At 55.5% G+C, this 13981-nt stretch carries 10 protein-coding genes; 8 read left to right on the top strand and 2 right to left on the bottom strand.

The window, feature by feature from the left end; translation table 11 throughout:
• Nucleotide 1: 1 nt before the first annotated feature.
• The 4 genes from HALTITAN_RS20285 to HALTITAN_RS20270 all read left to right on the top strand — a co-directional run bounded on the left by HALTITAN_RS20285 (nt 2) and on the right by HALTITAN_RS20270 (nt 5596).
• Nucleotides 2-2428, top strand: coding sequence for a circularly permuted type 2 ATP-grasp protein (locus HALTITAN_RS20285; protein ID WP_009288209.1), 2427 nt, complete (start codon nt 2-4; stop codon nt 2426-2428).
• The gene (locus HALTITAN_RS20280) at nt 2425-3291 is read left to right on the top strand and encodes a transglutaminase family protein (RefSeq protein ID WP_022522531.1); all 867 of its coding nucleotides are present in this window, start codon (nt 2425-2427) and stop codon (nt 3289-3291) included. Before HALTITAN_RS20285 ends, HALTITAN_RS20280 begins: the two co-directional genes overlap by 4 nt.
• A 61-nt stretch (nt 3292-3352) precedes the next feature.
• Nucleotides 3353-3778 carry a hypothetical protein gene (locus HALTITAN_RS20275; RefSeq protein ID WP_027960031.1) on the top strand — a complete coding sequence of 142 codons (426 nt, stop codon included), beginning with the start codon at nt 3353-3355 and terminating at the stop codon, nt 3776-3778.
• Between the two features lie 93 nt (nt 3779-3871).
• Complete coding sequence (locus HALTITAN_RS20270; protein WP_009288207.1) at nt 3872-5596, top strand: potassium/proton antiporter; 1725 nt, start codon at nt 3872-3874, stop codon at nt 5594-5596.
• Nucleotides 5597-5641: 45 nt separating this feature from the next.
• On the opposite strand, the gene HALTITAN_RS20265 is transcribed toward HALTITAN_RS20270, so the two are convergent.
• Complete coding sequence (locus tag HALTITAN_RS20265) at nt 5642-6355, bottom strand: DUF3581 family protein (RefSeq protein ID WP_009288206.1); 714 nt, start codon at nt 6353-6355, stop codon at nt 5642-5644.
• A 109-nt stretch (nt 6356-6464) separates the two neighbouring features.
• Between HALTITAN_RS20265 and HALTITAN_RS20260 the strand changes: the two genes are divergently transcribed.
• A complete protein-coding gene (locus HALTITAN_RS20260; RefSeq protein ID WP_009288205.1) occupies nt 6465-9476 on the top strand; it encodes an AsmA family protein in 3012 nt (1003 codons plus the stop codon).
• 10 nt (nt 9477-9486) lie between these two features.
• Here HALTITAN_RS20260 and HALTITAN_RS20255 read toward each other — a convergent pair whose 3' ends face one another.
• Nucleotides 9487-10203 carry a trimeric intracellular cation channel family protein gene (locus HALTITAN_RS20255; RefSeq protein WP_082116921.1) on the bottom strand — a complete coding sequence of 239 codons (717 nt, stop codon included), beginning with the start codon at nt 10201-10203 and terminating at the stop codon, nt 9487-9489.
• Nucleotides 10204-10380: 177 nt separating this feature from the next.
• On the opposite strand from HALTITAN_RS20255, the gene HALTITAN_RS20250 reads away from it, so the two are divergent.
• The 3 genes from HALTITAN_RS20250 (at nt 10381) to HALTITAN_RS20240 (ending at nt 13970) form a co-directional block, all read left to right on the top strand.
• The gene (locus HALTITAN_RS20250; protein WP_027960029.1) at nt 10381-10875 is read left to right on the top strand and encodes an NfeD family protein; all 495 of its coding nucleotides are present in this window, start codon (nt 10381-10383) and stop codon (nt 10873-10875) included.
• Nucleotides 10876-10877: 2 nt separating this feature from the next.
• A complete protein-coding gene (locus HALTITAN_RS20245; protein WP_009288202.1) occupies nt 10878-11924 on the top strand; it encodes an SPFH domain-containing protein in 1047 nt (348 codons plus the stop codon).
• A 246-nt stretch (nt 11925-12170) separates the two neighbouring features.
• Nucleotides 12171-13970 (top strand): GGDEF domain-containing protein, encoded by a 1800-nt coding sequence (locus tag HALTITAN_RS20240; protein WP_009288201.1) that lies wholly within the window; start codon nt 12171-12173, stop codon nt 13968-13970.
• The last annotated feature ends 11 nt before the right edge of the window (nt 13971-13981 follow it).

Here is a 13981-nt window from a genome sequence, read left to right as displayed (position 1 = left end):
AATGACGGCCCCTGTCTCTCCCTCACTTCTCGCGCCCGTGGCTAACGGGCTCGTTGAGGATTACTTACACCAGCTAGGCAAGGGACAGCCCGGCACGTTCGACGCCATGCTCGATGGCCAGGGGCAGTTACGCCCTGGCTGGCAGAGCTTACTCGGCTCATTGGAGGGCCTGGGCCCGACGGGTCGTCACCAGCAGCATGACGAGATTCAGCGCCTACTGGCTGAAAACGGCGTAATTTTCAATATGCATGATGAAACCCAGGGGCGTTCGTGGCGGCTCGACCCGCTACCCTGGGTGATTGATGAACCACAGTGGCAAGCATTAGAAGCGGGGCTAATCCAGCGCAGTCGTCTGCTGAGCGCCCTCTACGACGATATCTATGGGCCCAAAACGCTCTTTGAGGCTGGACTACTCCCCACCCAAGAGCTGCTTGCCTCAGCGCATTTATTACTGCCCTGCCACCAGTCGCTGCCCAATGACCGCGCGCCGATTATTTTCCACGGTGTGGATGTGATTCAGGATACTCAGGGCCAGTGGCGGGTGTTGGCAGACCGCCTACAGGCGCCATCCGGTACTGGGCTTGCGCTCGAAAACCGTATACTGATGGCCCGCGCCCTGCCGGATATGTATCGCAATGCACCCTTAAAGCGGCTAGCGGGGTTTCTTGACCTACACCACCGCACGCTGATCGCCATGGCCTATCAGCATCGCGATAACCCCACGCTTATCTTATTAACGCCGGGGCCGGGGAGCCCACGCTATTTTGAGCACGCCTATTTAGCCAATTACCTCAATATTGCACTGGTAGAAGGCCAGGATTTAGTCGTACGCGATACCCAAGTATGGCTGCGCACCCTGGGCGGTCTACAGCCAGTCGATGTGATACTGCGCCACTGCGACGACGCTTACTGCGACCCGCTGGAACTGCGCGGCGATTCGCAGCTGGGCGTACCCGGGCTACTCCAGGCCATGCGCTCAGGCGGCGTGGCGCTATCTAACGCCTTGGGGGTAGGCATTTTGGAAGCCCCGGTGTTAGCGGACTACTTACCGATGCTGTGCGAGCATCTTCTGGGTGAGACCCTGCTGCTGCCCAACGTCAATGCCACGACGCAGCCAGCCACCGCGCCGGTTTTTGATAGCCACCTACAGCGCCTGGAGCCCACCACGCTCAACCTACGCTGCTTTGTAACACGCACCCCCAATGCCACTGCCAAAAGCAGCACTGCTGCTAAAAATAGTGCGGCTGGCGAGTACCAAGTAATGCCCGGTGGTTTAGCTTGGGTTGGCGAACCTGGCTTGCCATCACTAAGCAGCACCATCGTTAAAGATGTCTGGGTTACGGCAGCCTCTCCTCAGCCCCATGTCAGCCAGCTCCGCCAGGCCCGCGGCCCGGTGGTGGCCACCCGTGACGGCACCGACCTACCCAGCCGAGTAGCCGAAAGCCTGTTTTGGTTAGGCCGCTACGGCGAGCGCTTAGACACCCGCGCGCGACTTCTGCGTGAAGCGCTAATGAGGCTAATGGAGTACGACCAGGATGAGATCGCCGATCAGCTGCTCGATGAACTTCTGCTGGCACTGGATATCACCACGCTAAACGAAGAGGACCAACAGCGACTACAGGCACCTTTGATTGGTTTTGATCTAAAGCGCGCCGCGTTACTGGCGCAGTTTGATGACGTGGATCCCCAGGCCTTACAGCCACTGTTTGCCCAACTAATGCGCAACGCACGCAGCGTGCGTGACCACTTAGGCGATGACTCCTGGCGGGTGGTGCATCAACTGCGTCAGCGCATGGCTACCTTCAACCCCAGCTTGGGGGCAAGCGCGGCGCGGCGCGCTTGCGAAGGGCTGTCTGCTCAGCTAGCCGCCTTCTTCGGGCTGTGTAACGAAACCATGCCCCATCACTACGGCTGGCGGTTTATGGATATCGGCCGCTTCCTGGATCGCGTGCTGGGACTGCTCTCGCTGCTCAAGCTCACCCTCAATGCGCCGCACTCGCCGGGGCTGGCGTTGTGGGAAGTCGTGCTCGCCACCACCGATAACTTTACCGCCTATCGCCGCCGCTACCGCAGTGAGCTTCACCCTGCGGCGATTCTCGATCTACTGCTGTTCGATGAAACCAATCCTCGCTCGGTGGGCTATATGCTCAAGCGCATTGAACGACAGATGGATCGCCTGCCGGGCAGCTCATCGCCCTACCGTAACGCCGAACGGCGGCTATTAATTCAGGCCAATGCGGCACTGCACCTGGCCGACATTGATCGCTTAAGTCATCTAGCCGATACACCGGAGGCACAGGATGCCTTAGAGCAACTGCTGGATGCTTTAATTGCCCCCTTAAGCGCGCTTTCTGAAGCCATCAGTCAGAGTCATTTCAGCCACGTGGAGCGGCCACGCCAGTTAGTCAGCATGGAGCCTGATGCATGAACTACACGCTGCGCCATACCACCCGCTACCACTACAGCGCCCCCGTGACGCTGTGCCATAGTGAAGCTCGGGTGCTACCACGTAAAACGCCGCATCAGCACTGTGGTGCCTCGGAACTGCAGATCAGCCCCACGCCGCAGGTACAGATGGAGCGCCGCGATGTATTCGGCAATCGAGTGCTCTATTTCGCCATGGAGGAAGTTCATCAAACCTTGGATGTCACGGTGGTAACGCAGTTGAGTACACACCCCTTAGCAGCGCTACCCACCACCTCAACGACGTGGGAACAAGTCGCTCAGCAGCTTAGCCAGAACAACAGTTTTGACATTCAACTTTACCGCCTCGACTCACCGTTTATTCGCCGTAATGATGAGCTGGCCACCTTTGCCCACAGCTGCTTTACCCCAGGCAGGCCAATAGTCGAGGCGACTCTCGCGCTCAATGAACTGATTCATCAAACCTTCGAGTACGACCCCAGCTTTACCACACTTGCAACGCCGCTAAGCGAAGTACTCGCCAACCGGCGGGGTGTCTGCCAGGATTTTGCTCATCTCGCGATTGGTGCATTGCGTTCGGTAGGTCTTGCTGCGCGCTATGTCAGTGGCTATTTGGAAACCCAGCCCCCGCCCGGGCAGCCACGCCTGATCGGCGCAGATGCTTCCCATGCATGGTTGGCGACCTGGATTCCCGAATGGGGGTGGCTGGCCCTAGACCCCACCAATGGCACCGTGGCCAGTGAACAGCACCCTGTACTGGCCTGGGGGCGAGATTACGCCGACGTAGCCCCGCTAAAAGGCGTCATGAACGGGGGCGGCGAACACCGCCTGGAAGTCGAAGTGGATGTCATGCCACTGGTGGGCTGATGCAAACCAACTCCACCTAAGGTATAACAGCTACATAGTTGGCTTGTTCAAGGAAGACTCGATGCAGCAAGGGGGTGGGGATGGAAAAAACGTCGGGCATGCGCCTCTCTGGGCATCCCAGATCCTGCTTCTGGGCTGTTTTCTGGTCTTGCTATCGGGTGCCGTCGAACAGTTTTACAAGCCACATTTCACCGAGCTGCAACAGACCGATGAAAGCCTGAAAAGTCTTTCGAGTCACTACGCTTTCGCGCCACTCCCCACCAAGCTACGAATAAGAAACGATGCCACCAAGCGGCAGGTAGATAAAGAGCTTTTGAAGGCCATCGAATGGTCAGCCGACGATCCCCCTCCCGTTAGCTTTTTCGCCTCGCTGCATTCAGCTATCTCCCACCAGGCAATTCTTGGCCGTGTCGTTTCAAACGACACCAGCGGCTGTGCCCTCCTTCTTCCCCCCGGTCGGGCACCGCCTATCCTCGCAAAGAGCTAACTACGTAGTTGTTCAGTTATTCATTAGTGGCACCGCTTTAGAGACACGCTGCCATTCAAACTATCAGTACCTTTTTAGAAGGGTTCTCCGTTTATGTTTCCCGTTGACAAGCTCATTTTACTTGCTGCGATTTTGATATTGGTGGGCATTGTATCGAGCAAATTATCTGCCCGCCTTGGCTTACCTGTCCTGGTTCTGTTCTTGGTCATTGGCATGCTGGCCGGTGAGAGTGGTATTGGAGGGATCGCCTTCGACAACCCAGCGGGGGCACATGCCCTAGGCACGCTGGCGCTGGCAATGATCCTCTTTGACGGCGGGCTTCAAACGCCTACCTCATCGATTCGAAAAGTCTGGAAACCCGCCTCCCTGCTCGCCACTTTCGGGGTGTTGATCACGGCTCTAATCACCGGCGTGGCAGCCGCCTACATTCTCGACTTACCGCTGCTGGAAGGCCTGCTACTAGGGGCTATCGTGGGCTCCACAGATGCCGCAGCGGTATTTTCGCTGTTAAGAAACGCCGGCATACATATCAATAAAAAACTGAAATCCACGCTAGAGATCGAAAGCGCCTCAAACGACCCGATGGCTATTTTCCTTACCGTCGGGTTGCTGGAAGTGCTGGTCAATGGCATGAAACCAGGCATGGGGCTGCTTGAGCTTTTCGTCATGCAGATGGGCGTAGGGGGCCTGGTAGGGCTTGGCGTAGGATGGGCATCGGTCAAGATCATTAACCGCATCCATCTGGTGGCCTCGGGCCTTTACCCGGTAATGGTGGCCGCGTGTGGCTTCCTTTCCTTTGGTATCTCAGCCAACGCAGGGGGTAGCGGATTCCTGGCCATTTTCCTGACCGGGGTGTTCATTGGCAACCACCGTATCGCCTTTCAGCGCAGCACATTCCTGTTTCATGATGGGCTCGCCTGGCTAAGCCAGATCGTGATGTTCGTGGTATTGGGGCTGCTGATAAACCCGGTGTCTCTGCTGGATGTATGGCTGGAAGGGCTGGTGATTGCTGCGGTACTGATTTTGGTTGCCCGGCCAATCGCCGTGTTGCCGGTCATGAAACTGTTCGGCTTCAATGCCCGTGAAGCCAGTTTAGTGGCCTGGGTAGGCCTACGTGGCTCCGTCCCTATTATCCTGGCTATTTTTCCGCTGATGTTTGGGCTGGAGGGTGCAGAATTAATCTTCAATGTGGTGTTTTTCGTGGTGCTGATCTCGGCAACCATCCAGGGCACCACTCTGCCAGTGGTGGCCCGCAAGCTGGGATTGACTGAAAAACCGCCAGCGGTACCGGCGGCCAGCCTTGAGATTACCGCGCTGGAAGAGGTAGATGCCGATATTGTGGAGTACACCCTGAGCGACCATCCACGCGCAGCGGGTCGGCGGCTTTCACAAATGGCACTACCCGATACGACGGTCGTCGCGATGATTACCCGGGGTAAGGACGTAATTCCCCCGCGAGGCTCGACAGAGCTAATGGCTGGCGATCACCTGTTCGTGGTGCTGCGTCCCGAGACGAGGCCGTTTATCGACTGTGTCTTTTCAGATGCGGTGGGCGTGGTCAGTGAAGAGCTGCCCGATCAGGAGCTAAAGCTCAAGGGCAGTACAAGGATAGACGATTTACGCCACTCGTATGGCGTGTTGATCGAAGGAGAGGATGGCCAGACGACTCTCGACGCACTGCTGCGCAATACACTCTCCAGCCAACCGGAGATAGGCGACTCACTTCAGCTCGATGGCATCATGCTGGCGGTACTGGCGACACTCGGTGGCCGTATTACCACGGTTGGCTTGACGGTGCAGGACAAGCCTGACCAATAAGCGTCTTATCCATACTTAGCCTCGCAAGAGGCTAAGTACCAGTGTTCAAGTCGAGGCCGTCTCGTAAGCGGCCTTGAGACGATAGAACTCTTCTACAATAGCGGCCATTTCATCGGCGTCATAGTCACAAAGGCCGCTCACTACGAGCTTTTTGGAACCCACCCCTACGGCCTCCCCGGCGGACTCAATAGAGAACTCCAGCAGTGCATCGGCGCGTTTACCGTGCACCTCCAGCGAAGAGTGGTTCAGCGTCAAGCCCGGTGCAAAACCATCCAAGCGCTCGAGTGAAAACCCCATGCTATCGTAGATCACCAGTGGACGTTTGGGGTTAAACATGACCCCGTGCTCTTCCATCAGCGGTTTGAGATAGTGCGGAAAGTTTTTGCCTGAAAACGCGACATAGCAACGCGCAAAGGCTTCCACCACCGCAGGATCGTGGGTAATGTCACCACTACGCACCACCTGTAAGTAACATTTGCCGCTCTCATCACAGACGTGAAGTGCACCGTTGTCTGCTTCGCTAAACTTAAGCGGCGTATCAGCGCCCACCATGTTGGTGAAGCGAAATTCCATTTGCCGCGACAACCCAAACTTTGTGAGTATCAGTACAAACAGTAGATCACCGGGCACACAAAAACGGCGTGCATCCGGGTTATGAATGGGGTTGTAGTCACCCGCCACGCCTTTGGCGAAGCGACTGGCCTGCTCTGCGGAGATCACTACATACTCTCCGCGCTGCGCGTAAAAATCCTTGAACATGGCGTTTGTTGCCTGCCTAGCGTTGAAATCGAAAACCCGTCACTGCCCAACGCCGCGCATAATGCCATAAAACACGCCCCAACAGGAGTTATCTGCTAGGGAAGCCACTATGTCAGACGCGAACACTCGTAAAAATCGCCTACCTCGCCTGCTGCGAAGGGCGTTGGTTGGCCTACTGTTTATCCTCTTTACCTGGGTGGCGGGCAGCTATTGGCTGCTTAACAGCCAGTGGCTGCCCGAGCGCATTTCACAATTCGAGGGCATCGACATCCGCTGGGAGCAAGGCGTTAGCCGCCCCCCAGGCCGCTGGGAAGTAGAGGGACTCTATCTCGCTCGTGAAGATGAAGCACTGCCCATCTCAATTGAAGCCGAACGCGCCACCCTTTCGCTCTCGCTAATGGCTCTATTACGCGGCGAACTGCATATCGACACACTCGATGCCGAGGGTATTCGCCGCCTGACCGTTGGTGACATCGCGCTTGAAGCTGACGGCCAGCTGCAGGTAACGGAGACCACGCTAAGTCGCGACACCCTAGCGATTCCTAACGTTTCCCTCGCCATTACCAATGGTCGTTTAGTTCGCTTGAGTGATCAAGAGACCTTAGTGCGTGATATTAACCTTAACGCTGATGCAACGCTCAATTCGATAACTCCTGTCGACGCTACCAGCGGCGAGCTGAACCCCAACCTACTAGCAGCGCTCTCAGCGCAGCTTCAGTTGGATGCCCAGGCGGATGCCTGGAATGTCTTTATGCCCTACCTAGGCACCCTGCCCTGGCTAACCATTGAAGGGCGCGGGGCGCTAACTGGAGCACTGGAGCTCACCGCAGGAGAATTACAGCCCGGCAGCAAGCTTATACTGAACGCGCCCCTGCTACGCTTAGCGATTGATGAGCAACGTTTACATGCGCCGACTGACTCGCCGCGCTGGATACTGGCGGATACCCCTCCGCCTCGTCACACGGCTACGGGCGAGGGCCAAGTGCGCTTGTCGGTTGAGAACGATCAACTGCATTTTTCAACGCAGCTGGCCGATGTTGAGCTAGCCGACACGCACCCTTACGCAGAGCATACCGAGCTACGCCTTGCGACCCAAATTCCTAATCAGCGACTGGATCAACTCGACCTTCCCACCTCAGCGACACTCGCCTTGCAAGGCGATATCACCCGCCTGGATATGCTGGATCGATATCTTTCGCCCGGTATAGGAGAACGGGGTTCTGAAGGAGAGAGTTCTGAAGGACAGGATTCTGAACGTGAGAACTCTGAACTGGAAGGCATCAGTCTTTCCGGCCATGGGCAAATTGAGGCCTCTGCCAGCATTCGCCAATCGCGCCTTTTTGATGCCCAACTAAGTATTCAAGCAACTGAGTTGATGGCAGATACGCGTGGCTTCATTGCCCGAGGTGGCGGCTCATTAGATGCCCAGCTAACGCCACAAGAAATTATCGAAGCAACGCTTTACTTTGCCAACGCCACGCTGCACCACCAGGAGCGTCTGCTGCTTGACGATGCCGCTATCAACGTCTCGGCATCGAGCCCAGCTGATCCAGAAAAGGCCCGCGAAGAAGCATCCGCGACATTGAGCTGGCAATCCGCGCAACTGCCTAATATCAGCGTTTTACAAACCTACTTAGGCGCCATTTTACCTGACCCCGCGCCACTGCAGTTGCTTAGCGGGAAAGCCGCCAGCCACGGCCAGCTCACCATGGCGTCAAAACAGCTCAGCGGAGAGGTACATTTAGCCGGAAACGGGCTTACCACACGCTGGCAACATGGCGAACAAGTCGGCACGTTAACCAGTGATATGCAGCTTTTCCTGCCTATTCAGCAGGCAGCAATGGATGGCTCAACGCTGAACATCAGCGGCACCCGGTTGAGCTGGCAAGTGGCCGATATCGACCAACCGAGCGAACGCTTAGAGAGCATATTGGTGCTAAATGATGGTCGCTTTCAACGCAGAGGTGACGTACCAAGCGGGCAATTTTCACTCGAGGGAAGCGTGCAACGGCTAGGCTTTTTAAATGCGTTTTTGCCTGACGCCCACGGTTTAGCCATCGCGGGTGAAGGACAACTCTTTTCTCAGGGCGCCTTTCGCGATAACCGCTTGCTGGCACCCACTCGGCTGCGGGTCAACGCCGACCAGTTAGAAGTCACGTTTTTAGATTATCTCGCCACCGGACGGGGCGAGCTCACCGCCCAGTTGGATAGCACCGAGCGGGCCCAGCTCTCGCTTGGCATCCCCCGCTTTGCCTTGAGTCGCCAAGGCGATGATAGCCCGCACCTGGAAGGACGCCACTTTGCTCTCACCACGCAAACCGAGCGCTTTAGCGATGTGCTTGAATCTCCACAGCCCGAGCACTTCACCACGCGCATCGCGCTGCCGATTACCGAGGTGCCCGACTTCACCCGTTACAACCGCTACCTGCCCGAAGGCGCGGGTGTTAGGTTGCTGGATGGGCAAGCCAGCCTGGAAAGCGAGTGGCTGTTGGAAGGATTAAATGCACAGGGCGAACTAACTCTGCGCGCCTTCGGCGCAGAGTTAGTGCTGTTGGATCAGCAGCTTCGCGGCGACGTTCATCTCGACTTACACCTAACCGACGGCGACCTGGAAACGCGTCGTTTTAACGCAGATGACTCATTCTTACGCTTGGAGAACGTTAGCCGACAAAGTGAAAATGGCTCTGCCGATGCCGGTTGGTGGGTAACGCTTTCCATGTTGGATGCGCAATTGGCGTGGGAAGACCCTATTCGTCTCGTCAGCCAGCTCCGCCTTGAGATGCGCGATACCGGTTTACTCGCCCGGCTATTTCTCGCACGCGCAAGGGATAGCGACTGGTTAGGGCGACTGCTAAATGTGCACGATATCGAGGGCACGGCGCAGCTAGAGATCAGCGGCAAGCAGATCAGCCTTAGCGACTTGACGCTCGCTGGTGGCCCGCTGCTGCTGCTTTCCGATGTCGCTCTGGCAGACCGCAGCGCAAACGGCGCGCTCTATGCCCACCTTGGCGTGATTGGATTAGGGGTTGAACTTGAGGACAGCGAACCAACCTTGCATGTTATTCAACCCCGCCGCTGGTTTGACCGCTGGCGGGAGACGAACCGCTCCCTTAATCCTTAGTCTCTAATGATTAGCGTTTTTTGCGCTCACGGCGAATCATCCTCACCCGCTCTTTAGCCTTTTGCGGTGTCGAGAGCGGTGCTGCCGCCTCATCATGGGTTTTCGGCGGCACCGTGACCCAGGCAAACACCGGCAACGCCAAGTGCCAATGGATCGCCGCCAAACGCAGCCCGAGGGTGACGCTTAGTGAGGCGCCAATCGCCATGGTTAGCGGCGCCTCCAGGGCATGCAGCGCCACGTAAACGATTCCCCCAGCCATCGCTGCCGTCGCATAAATTTCTTCGCGAAGCACCATGGGCACTCGCTGGGCCAATACATCACGTATCATGCCGCCTGCTACGCCGGTCATCATGCCCATCAAGACAGCTACCGTTCCAGACGTGCCCAGGAGCAGTGCTTTATGAGTCCCAATCACAGTAAACAGTGCCAAGCCAAACGCATCAGCGATCGGTAAAAAGCCCCGCGACAGCCGGTGGATATAGTGAAAGCCCATCAACGACACACCCACGGTGGCTAAAATCACCCACAGGTAGGTTGGATCCGTCACCCAGAACACCGGCCTTACACCGAGCACTAAATCACGCAGCGTGCCTCCACCAATGCCGGTCACCGCTGCCAGCACCAGCATACCTATAGGATCCATGCGCGACCGGCACGCCAAAATCACGCCCGAAAGCGCGAACACGATGACACCCGCCATATCCAGCCAATAGACCACGCCCGACAACACGCCCTTCTCCTTTTTTATGCTCGCTATCTTTAAAGGCAGGCAGGATAGCACCCTTCAGAGGATATGCTCGCACCCAAAAACACGCTTGCGACCTAAGCAAGATAAGTTCACATAATTAGGTTACGCTGACCGAATTGTCATTAACACTTGCATTCACGACGGAGTAACACTGCTATGGACTGGAGCCCGGCTTATAGCTGGTTGGTACTCGCCTTACTATTAAGTTTGGCAGAGCTGACTTCTGGCGCGATGGTGCTGCTAGCGCTGGGTATTGCCGCTGCGCTAACAGCGGCCGTTACAGCGCTAGGATTAACGCTTCCTTGGCAACTGCTTGGCATGGCTATTTTTACCGGGGTACTGCTGCCAATATGCATTATGGTCATTCGCCCGCGCTTCTCCCCCCGCGGCGTTGCTTATGGCACAACAGGCACAGGTGTGGAAAAAGGTAATCGCTACACTACTCTACGCCGGGATTTTGATGATGCCACGGGCATTAAAGTCAACGGCGATTTCTACCGCCTGCGCGTACTTGAAAGCGGTGAAACCGAGCTACCCAGCGGTACGCTGGTCATATTTAAACGATTTGAAGGCACCACTGCGCTAGTCGCATTACATCAGCCTGAAGACACAGCCTTTCAAGATGACAATTCCCAACGCAAGGAGCCTTAACCATGGATCTACCTATAAGCCCCGGCTTATTAATAAGCCTCATTATTGTCGTGATCGCAGTACTGATCATCTCTAAAGGCCTAATTATTATTCGCCAATCGGAAGTAATGGTGGTTGAGCGCCTAGGTTCTTTTCACCGCGTTTTAGAAAGCGGCATTAACATTATCATTCCATTTATCGAACAACCCCGCGCGATCACCATGCTGCGCTATCGCAAAATGGGTGAGGACTATACCGCTATCACCACCGACGAAACCCGCATTGACCGCCGCGAAACGGTGATGGATTTCCCCGGTCAACCGGTCGTCACCACCGATAACGTCACCGTGCGTATCAACGGCGCGCTCTACTACCAAATCATCGACCCCAAGCGGGCCGTCTATGAGGTAGAGAATATGAGCCAGGCCGTCGAAGTACTGGCCAAAACCACGCTACGTTCAGTGGTCGGTAAAATGGAACTGGATAAACTGTTTGAATCCCGTGCGGAAGTGAATAATGAGATTCAGGCCGCGATGGAAGAGCCTGCGTCTAAATGGGGGGTCAAAATCTCCCGCGTCGAGGTGCAGGACATCGCTATGCCGGAAGAGGTGGAAACTGCAATGCGCCTGCAAATGGCCGCCGAACGTAAGCGCCGTGCCACCGTCACCGAGGCCGAGGGGGAGAAATCAGCGGCGATTGCAATGGCCCAGGGGCAACGTGAATCCTCGATCCTCAACGCTCAAGGTGACAAAGAGTCGGCCATTCTACGTGCCCAGGGTGAGCAGGAGTCTATTAAACTGGTGCTTAGTGCCATTGGCGATAGTGAAGAGAATAAGCGCACCGTAGTGGGCTACCTGCTGGGCCAGAGCTATATCAAGGTACTACCCAATATGGCGAAGAATGGTGAGCGAGTATTCGTACCCTACGAGTCCTCTGCTCTGCTTGGCTCAATGGGCATGTTCCGCGAAATGGCCGGCTCACCAGAAGATACAGTCGCAAACCACCTTAAAAGCCGTAATCACAGTGATTTTCGCAGTGGGCTGGTAGGCGGAGCCGCTAGCGGTAACTAAAAGCGTACTTGAGTATTTATATGCTTTGCAAAGCCTGGCCCGAGTAGCCAGGCTTTTGGGTTAAGTGCAGGAAGCTAACCGCTAGCAACCGTTGAAGAAAACATCACCTACGTAAGGTTCATATTCGTTAAACTCTACGCTTAATGCTCAGCCTCACTTTTATTGTGCACGTAGCGTCGTTAATGATGGCCCCTATGTAGCACTTATTAATAGCAAGATCGCGACCAAGAGATTAGGACGTTCACCATGCCGCCTAGTGGGTTCGCCATTCGCCGAAGCACTCTACTGCTCTTAACGCTTGCGTTACTGTTGGCATATTCAGGCTACCTACTAGCTGATACCTCTCCCAAACCGCTCCATAATTGGGAGTATCGCTGGGGCGACTCTCCTTACGATGCCGATAGCCATCCTCAATGGCTGCAAAGCGACTCGACAGAGTGGCAGTCGATTGACTCCCCTTCGAACCCACCTGGCCGCAACGGGCACGAACACCTCTGGTTACGTACGACAGTGCCCGCCGGTGATTGGAACGATCCAGTACTTTTTATCACCAGTATCAATTTGATTGGGCAAGTTTATCTAGACGATGAACTGATCTATCAATATGGTGAATTTGACGAACAGGGAAAAGGCGATTTTGCGGGCTGGCCCTGGCACATGATAGACCTACCAGAAAATGCCGCCGGTCAGACGCTTACCTTTCGCTTTTACTCTTACTACACCAGTATTGGCTTATGGGGCCAAGTCCAGGTAATGGAACGCATTGAGGTTTTAAAGCAAATTATCCATGAATCTGCTCAGGATCTCGGTGTGAGTGCTTTGGTATTGGTGCTCGCTATCCTGGCCACCATTTTCGCGTTAATAGGTCCCGAACGCCGTGGTTTTGGGTCTATTGCGTTGTTTGCTTATGCTTCAGGGCTAATGCTGCTTGCGGAGACCCCAGCCCGTCAACTCATTGCCGATGAGCCATTGACCTGGGACACACTCCGAGCAGCCAGTTACTACACCCTGCCGGTGGCACTGGGGTTGTTACTCAGCTATTGGTTGGAGGGCACCGCTAAGCGCTGGATAACTCTCCTTTGGGTTATTCACTTGGTGTATCTGGTGCTGGCGATTGGTTTGGTTCAATTGGGAGTGCTGAGCCTTTCATTAACCTTCCCCATCTTTGATGTCATGCTGGCCTTAACGCTCCCCATAATGCTGGCACTTGCGCTCATGCGCTTTCAAAAGCTCACCCTTGAACAACGGCTTCTGGTAGTGAGTTTTACTTTTTTTGCCCCGCTGCTACTCGCCGATATGGTGGTCGCCCACGGCTTTGTGGGCTGGCGCAGTGTGCCCTTGAGCTACGGCACACTGGCTTTTTCTTTAGCGAACGCGGCTATTTTTCTGTGGCACTATCGGCATACACAGCAACAACTTGCCATGGCCAATGAGACTCTAGAGCAGCAGGTGGCGGCGCGAACCGCCGACCTCGACCGGTTAGTTCAAGAACTGGAAGGGCTCTCACGCAAAGACCCATTAACAGGCTTGCACAACCGTCGCCATTTCGACACGGCATTCGAGCACCATTGCCAGCGAGCTAAGCAGCATGACAGTCAACTCTCCGTGCTAATGCTGGATGTGGATCACTTCAAACAGATTAACGATGATTTTGGTCATGACGCAGGAGATGCCGTGCTGGTCGAAATCGCCCTGTTATTGCGGCACCACTTAAGAGATTTGGATGTGATCTGTCGCTTTGGGGGCGAAGAATTTGTTGCCTTGCTACCTGCTACCTCCCGAATCGCTGCCGAGACGCGCGCAAAGGCGCTGTTAACATCCATTGCTCATCAGGCATTTATTCATCAAGGCTCTTCGCTGCGGAAAATCACGCTTTCCTGCGGTGTCGCAACATATCCTGATCACACTCAAGACCCTAAGAAATTGCTGCGCCTTGCCGATGAAGCGCTTTATCAAGCCAAGCACAGCGGCCGTAACCGCTGTGTAGTATGGGAAGAGACACTTGAAGAGCAGGGATTTATGCTCGGTAGGCAACAGCCGCAATAACCACTCATGGT

Source organism: Vreelandella titanicae BH1 (assembly GCF_000336575.1).
GTDB classification, from domain to species: Bacteria; Pseudomonadota; Gammaproteobacteria; order Pseudomonadales; family Halomonadaceae; genus Vreelandella; species Vreelandella titanicae.
Note: the sequence above shows the minus strand (reverse complement) of the source record. Positions and strands in the feature narration are given on the sequence as shown.

Excerpts from the sequence above, each read along its gene's own strand:
- HALTITAN_RS20280 (WP_022522531.1), top strand. The coding sequence starts at position 2,425 with ATGAACTACACGCTGCGCCATACCACCCGCTACCACTACAGCGCCCCC.
- HALTITAN_RS20240 (WP_009288201.1), top strand. The coding sequence starts at position 12,171 with ATGCCGCCTAGTGGGTTCGCCATTCGCCGAAGCACTCTACTGCTCTTA.
- HALTITAN_RS20245 (WP_009288202.1), top strand. The coding sequence starts at position 10,878 with ATGGATCTACCTATAAGCCCCGGCTTATTAATAAGCCTCATTATTGTC.
- HALTITAN_RS20250 (WP_027960029.1), top strand. The coding sequence starts at position 10,381 with ATGGACTGGAGCCCGGCTTATAGCTGGTTGGTACTCGCCTTACTATTA.
- HALTITAN_RS20270 (WP_009288207.1), top strand. The coding sequence starts at position 3,872 with ATGTTTCCCGTTGACAAGCTCATTTTACTTGCTGCGATTTTGATATTG.
- HALTITAN_RS20275 (WP_027960031.1), top strand. The coding sequence starts at position 3,353 with ATGCAGCAAGGGGGTGGGGATGGAAAAAACGTCGGGCATGCGCCTCTC.
- HALTITAN_RS20260 (WP_009288205.1), top strand. The coding sequence starts at position 6,465 with ATGTCAGACGCGAACACTCGTAAAAATCGCCTACCTCGCCTGCTGCGA.
- HALTITAN_RS20285 (WP_009288209.1), top strand. The coding sequence starts at position 2 with ATGACGGCCCCTGTCTCTCCCTCACTTCTCGCGCCCGTGGCTAACGGG.
- HALTITAN_RS20265 (WP_009288206.1), bottom strand. The coding sequence starts at position 6,355 with ATGTTCAAGGATTTTTACGCGCAGCGCGGAGAGTATGTAGTGATCTCC.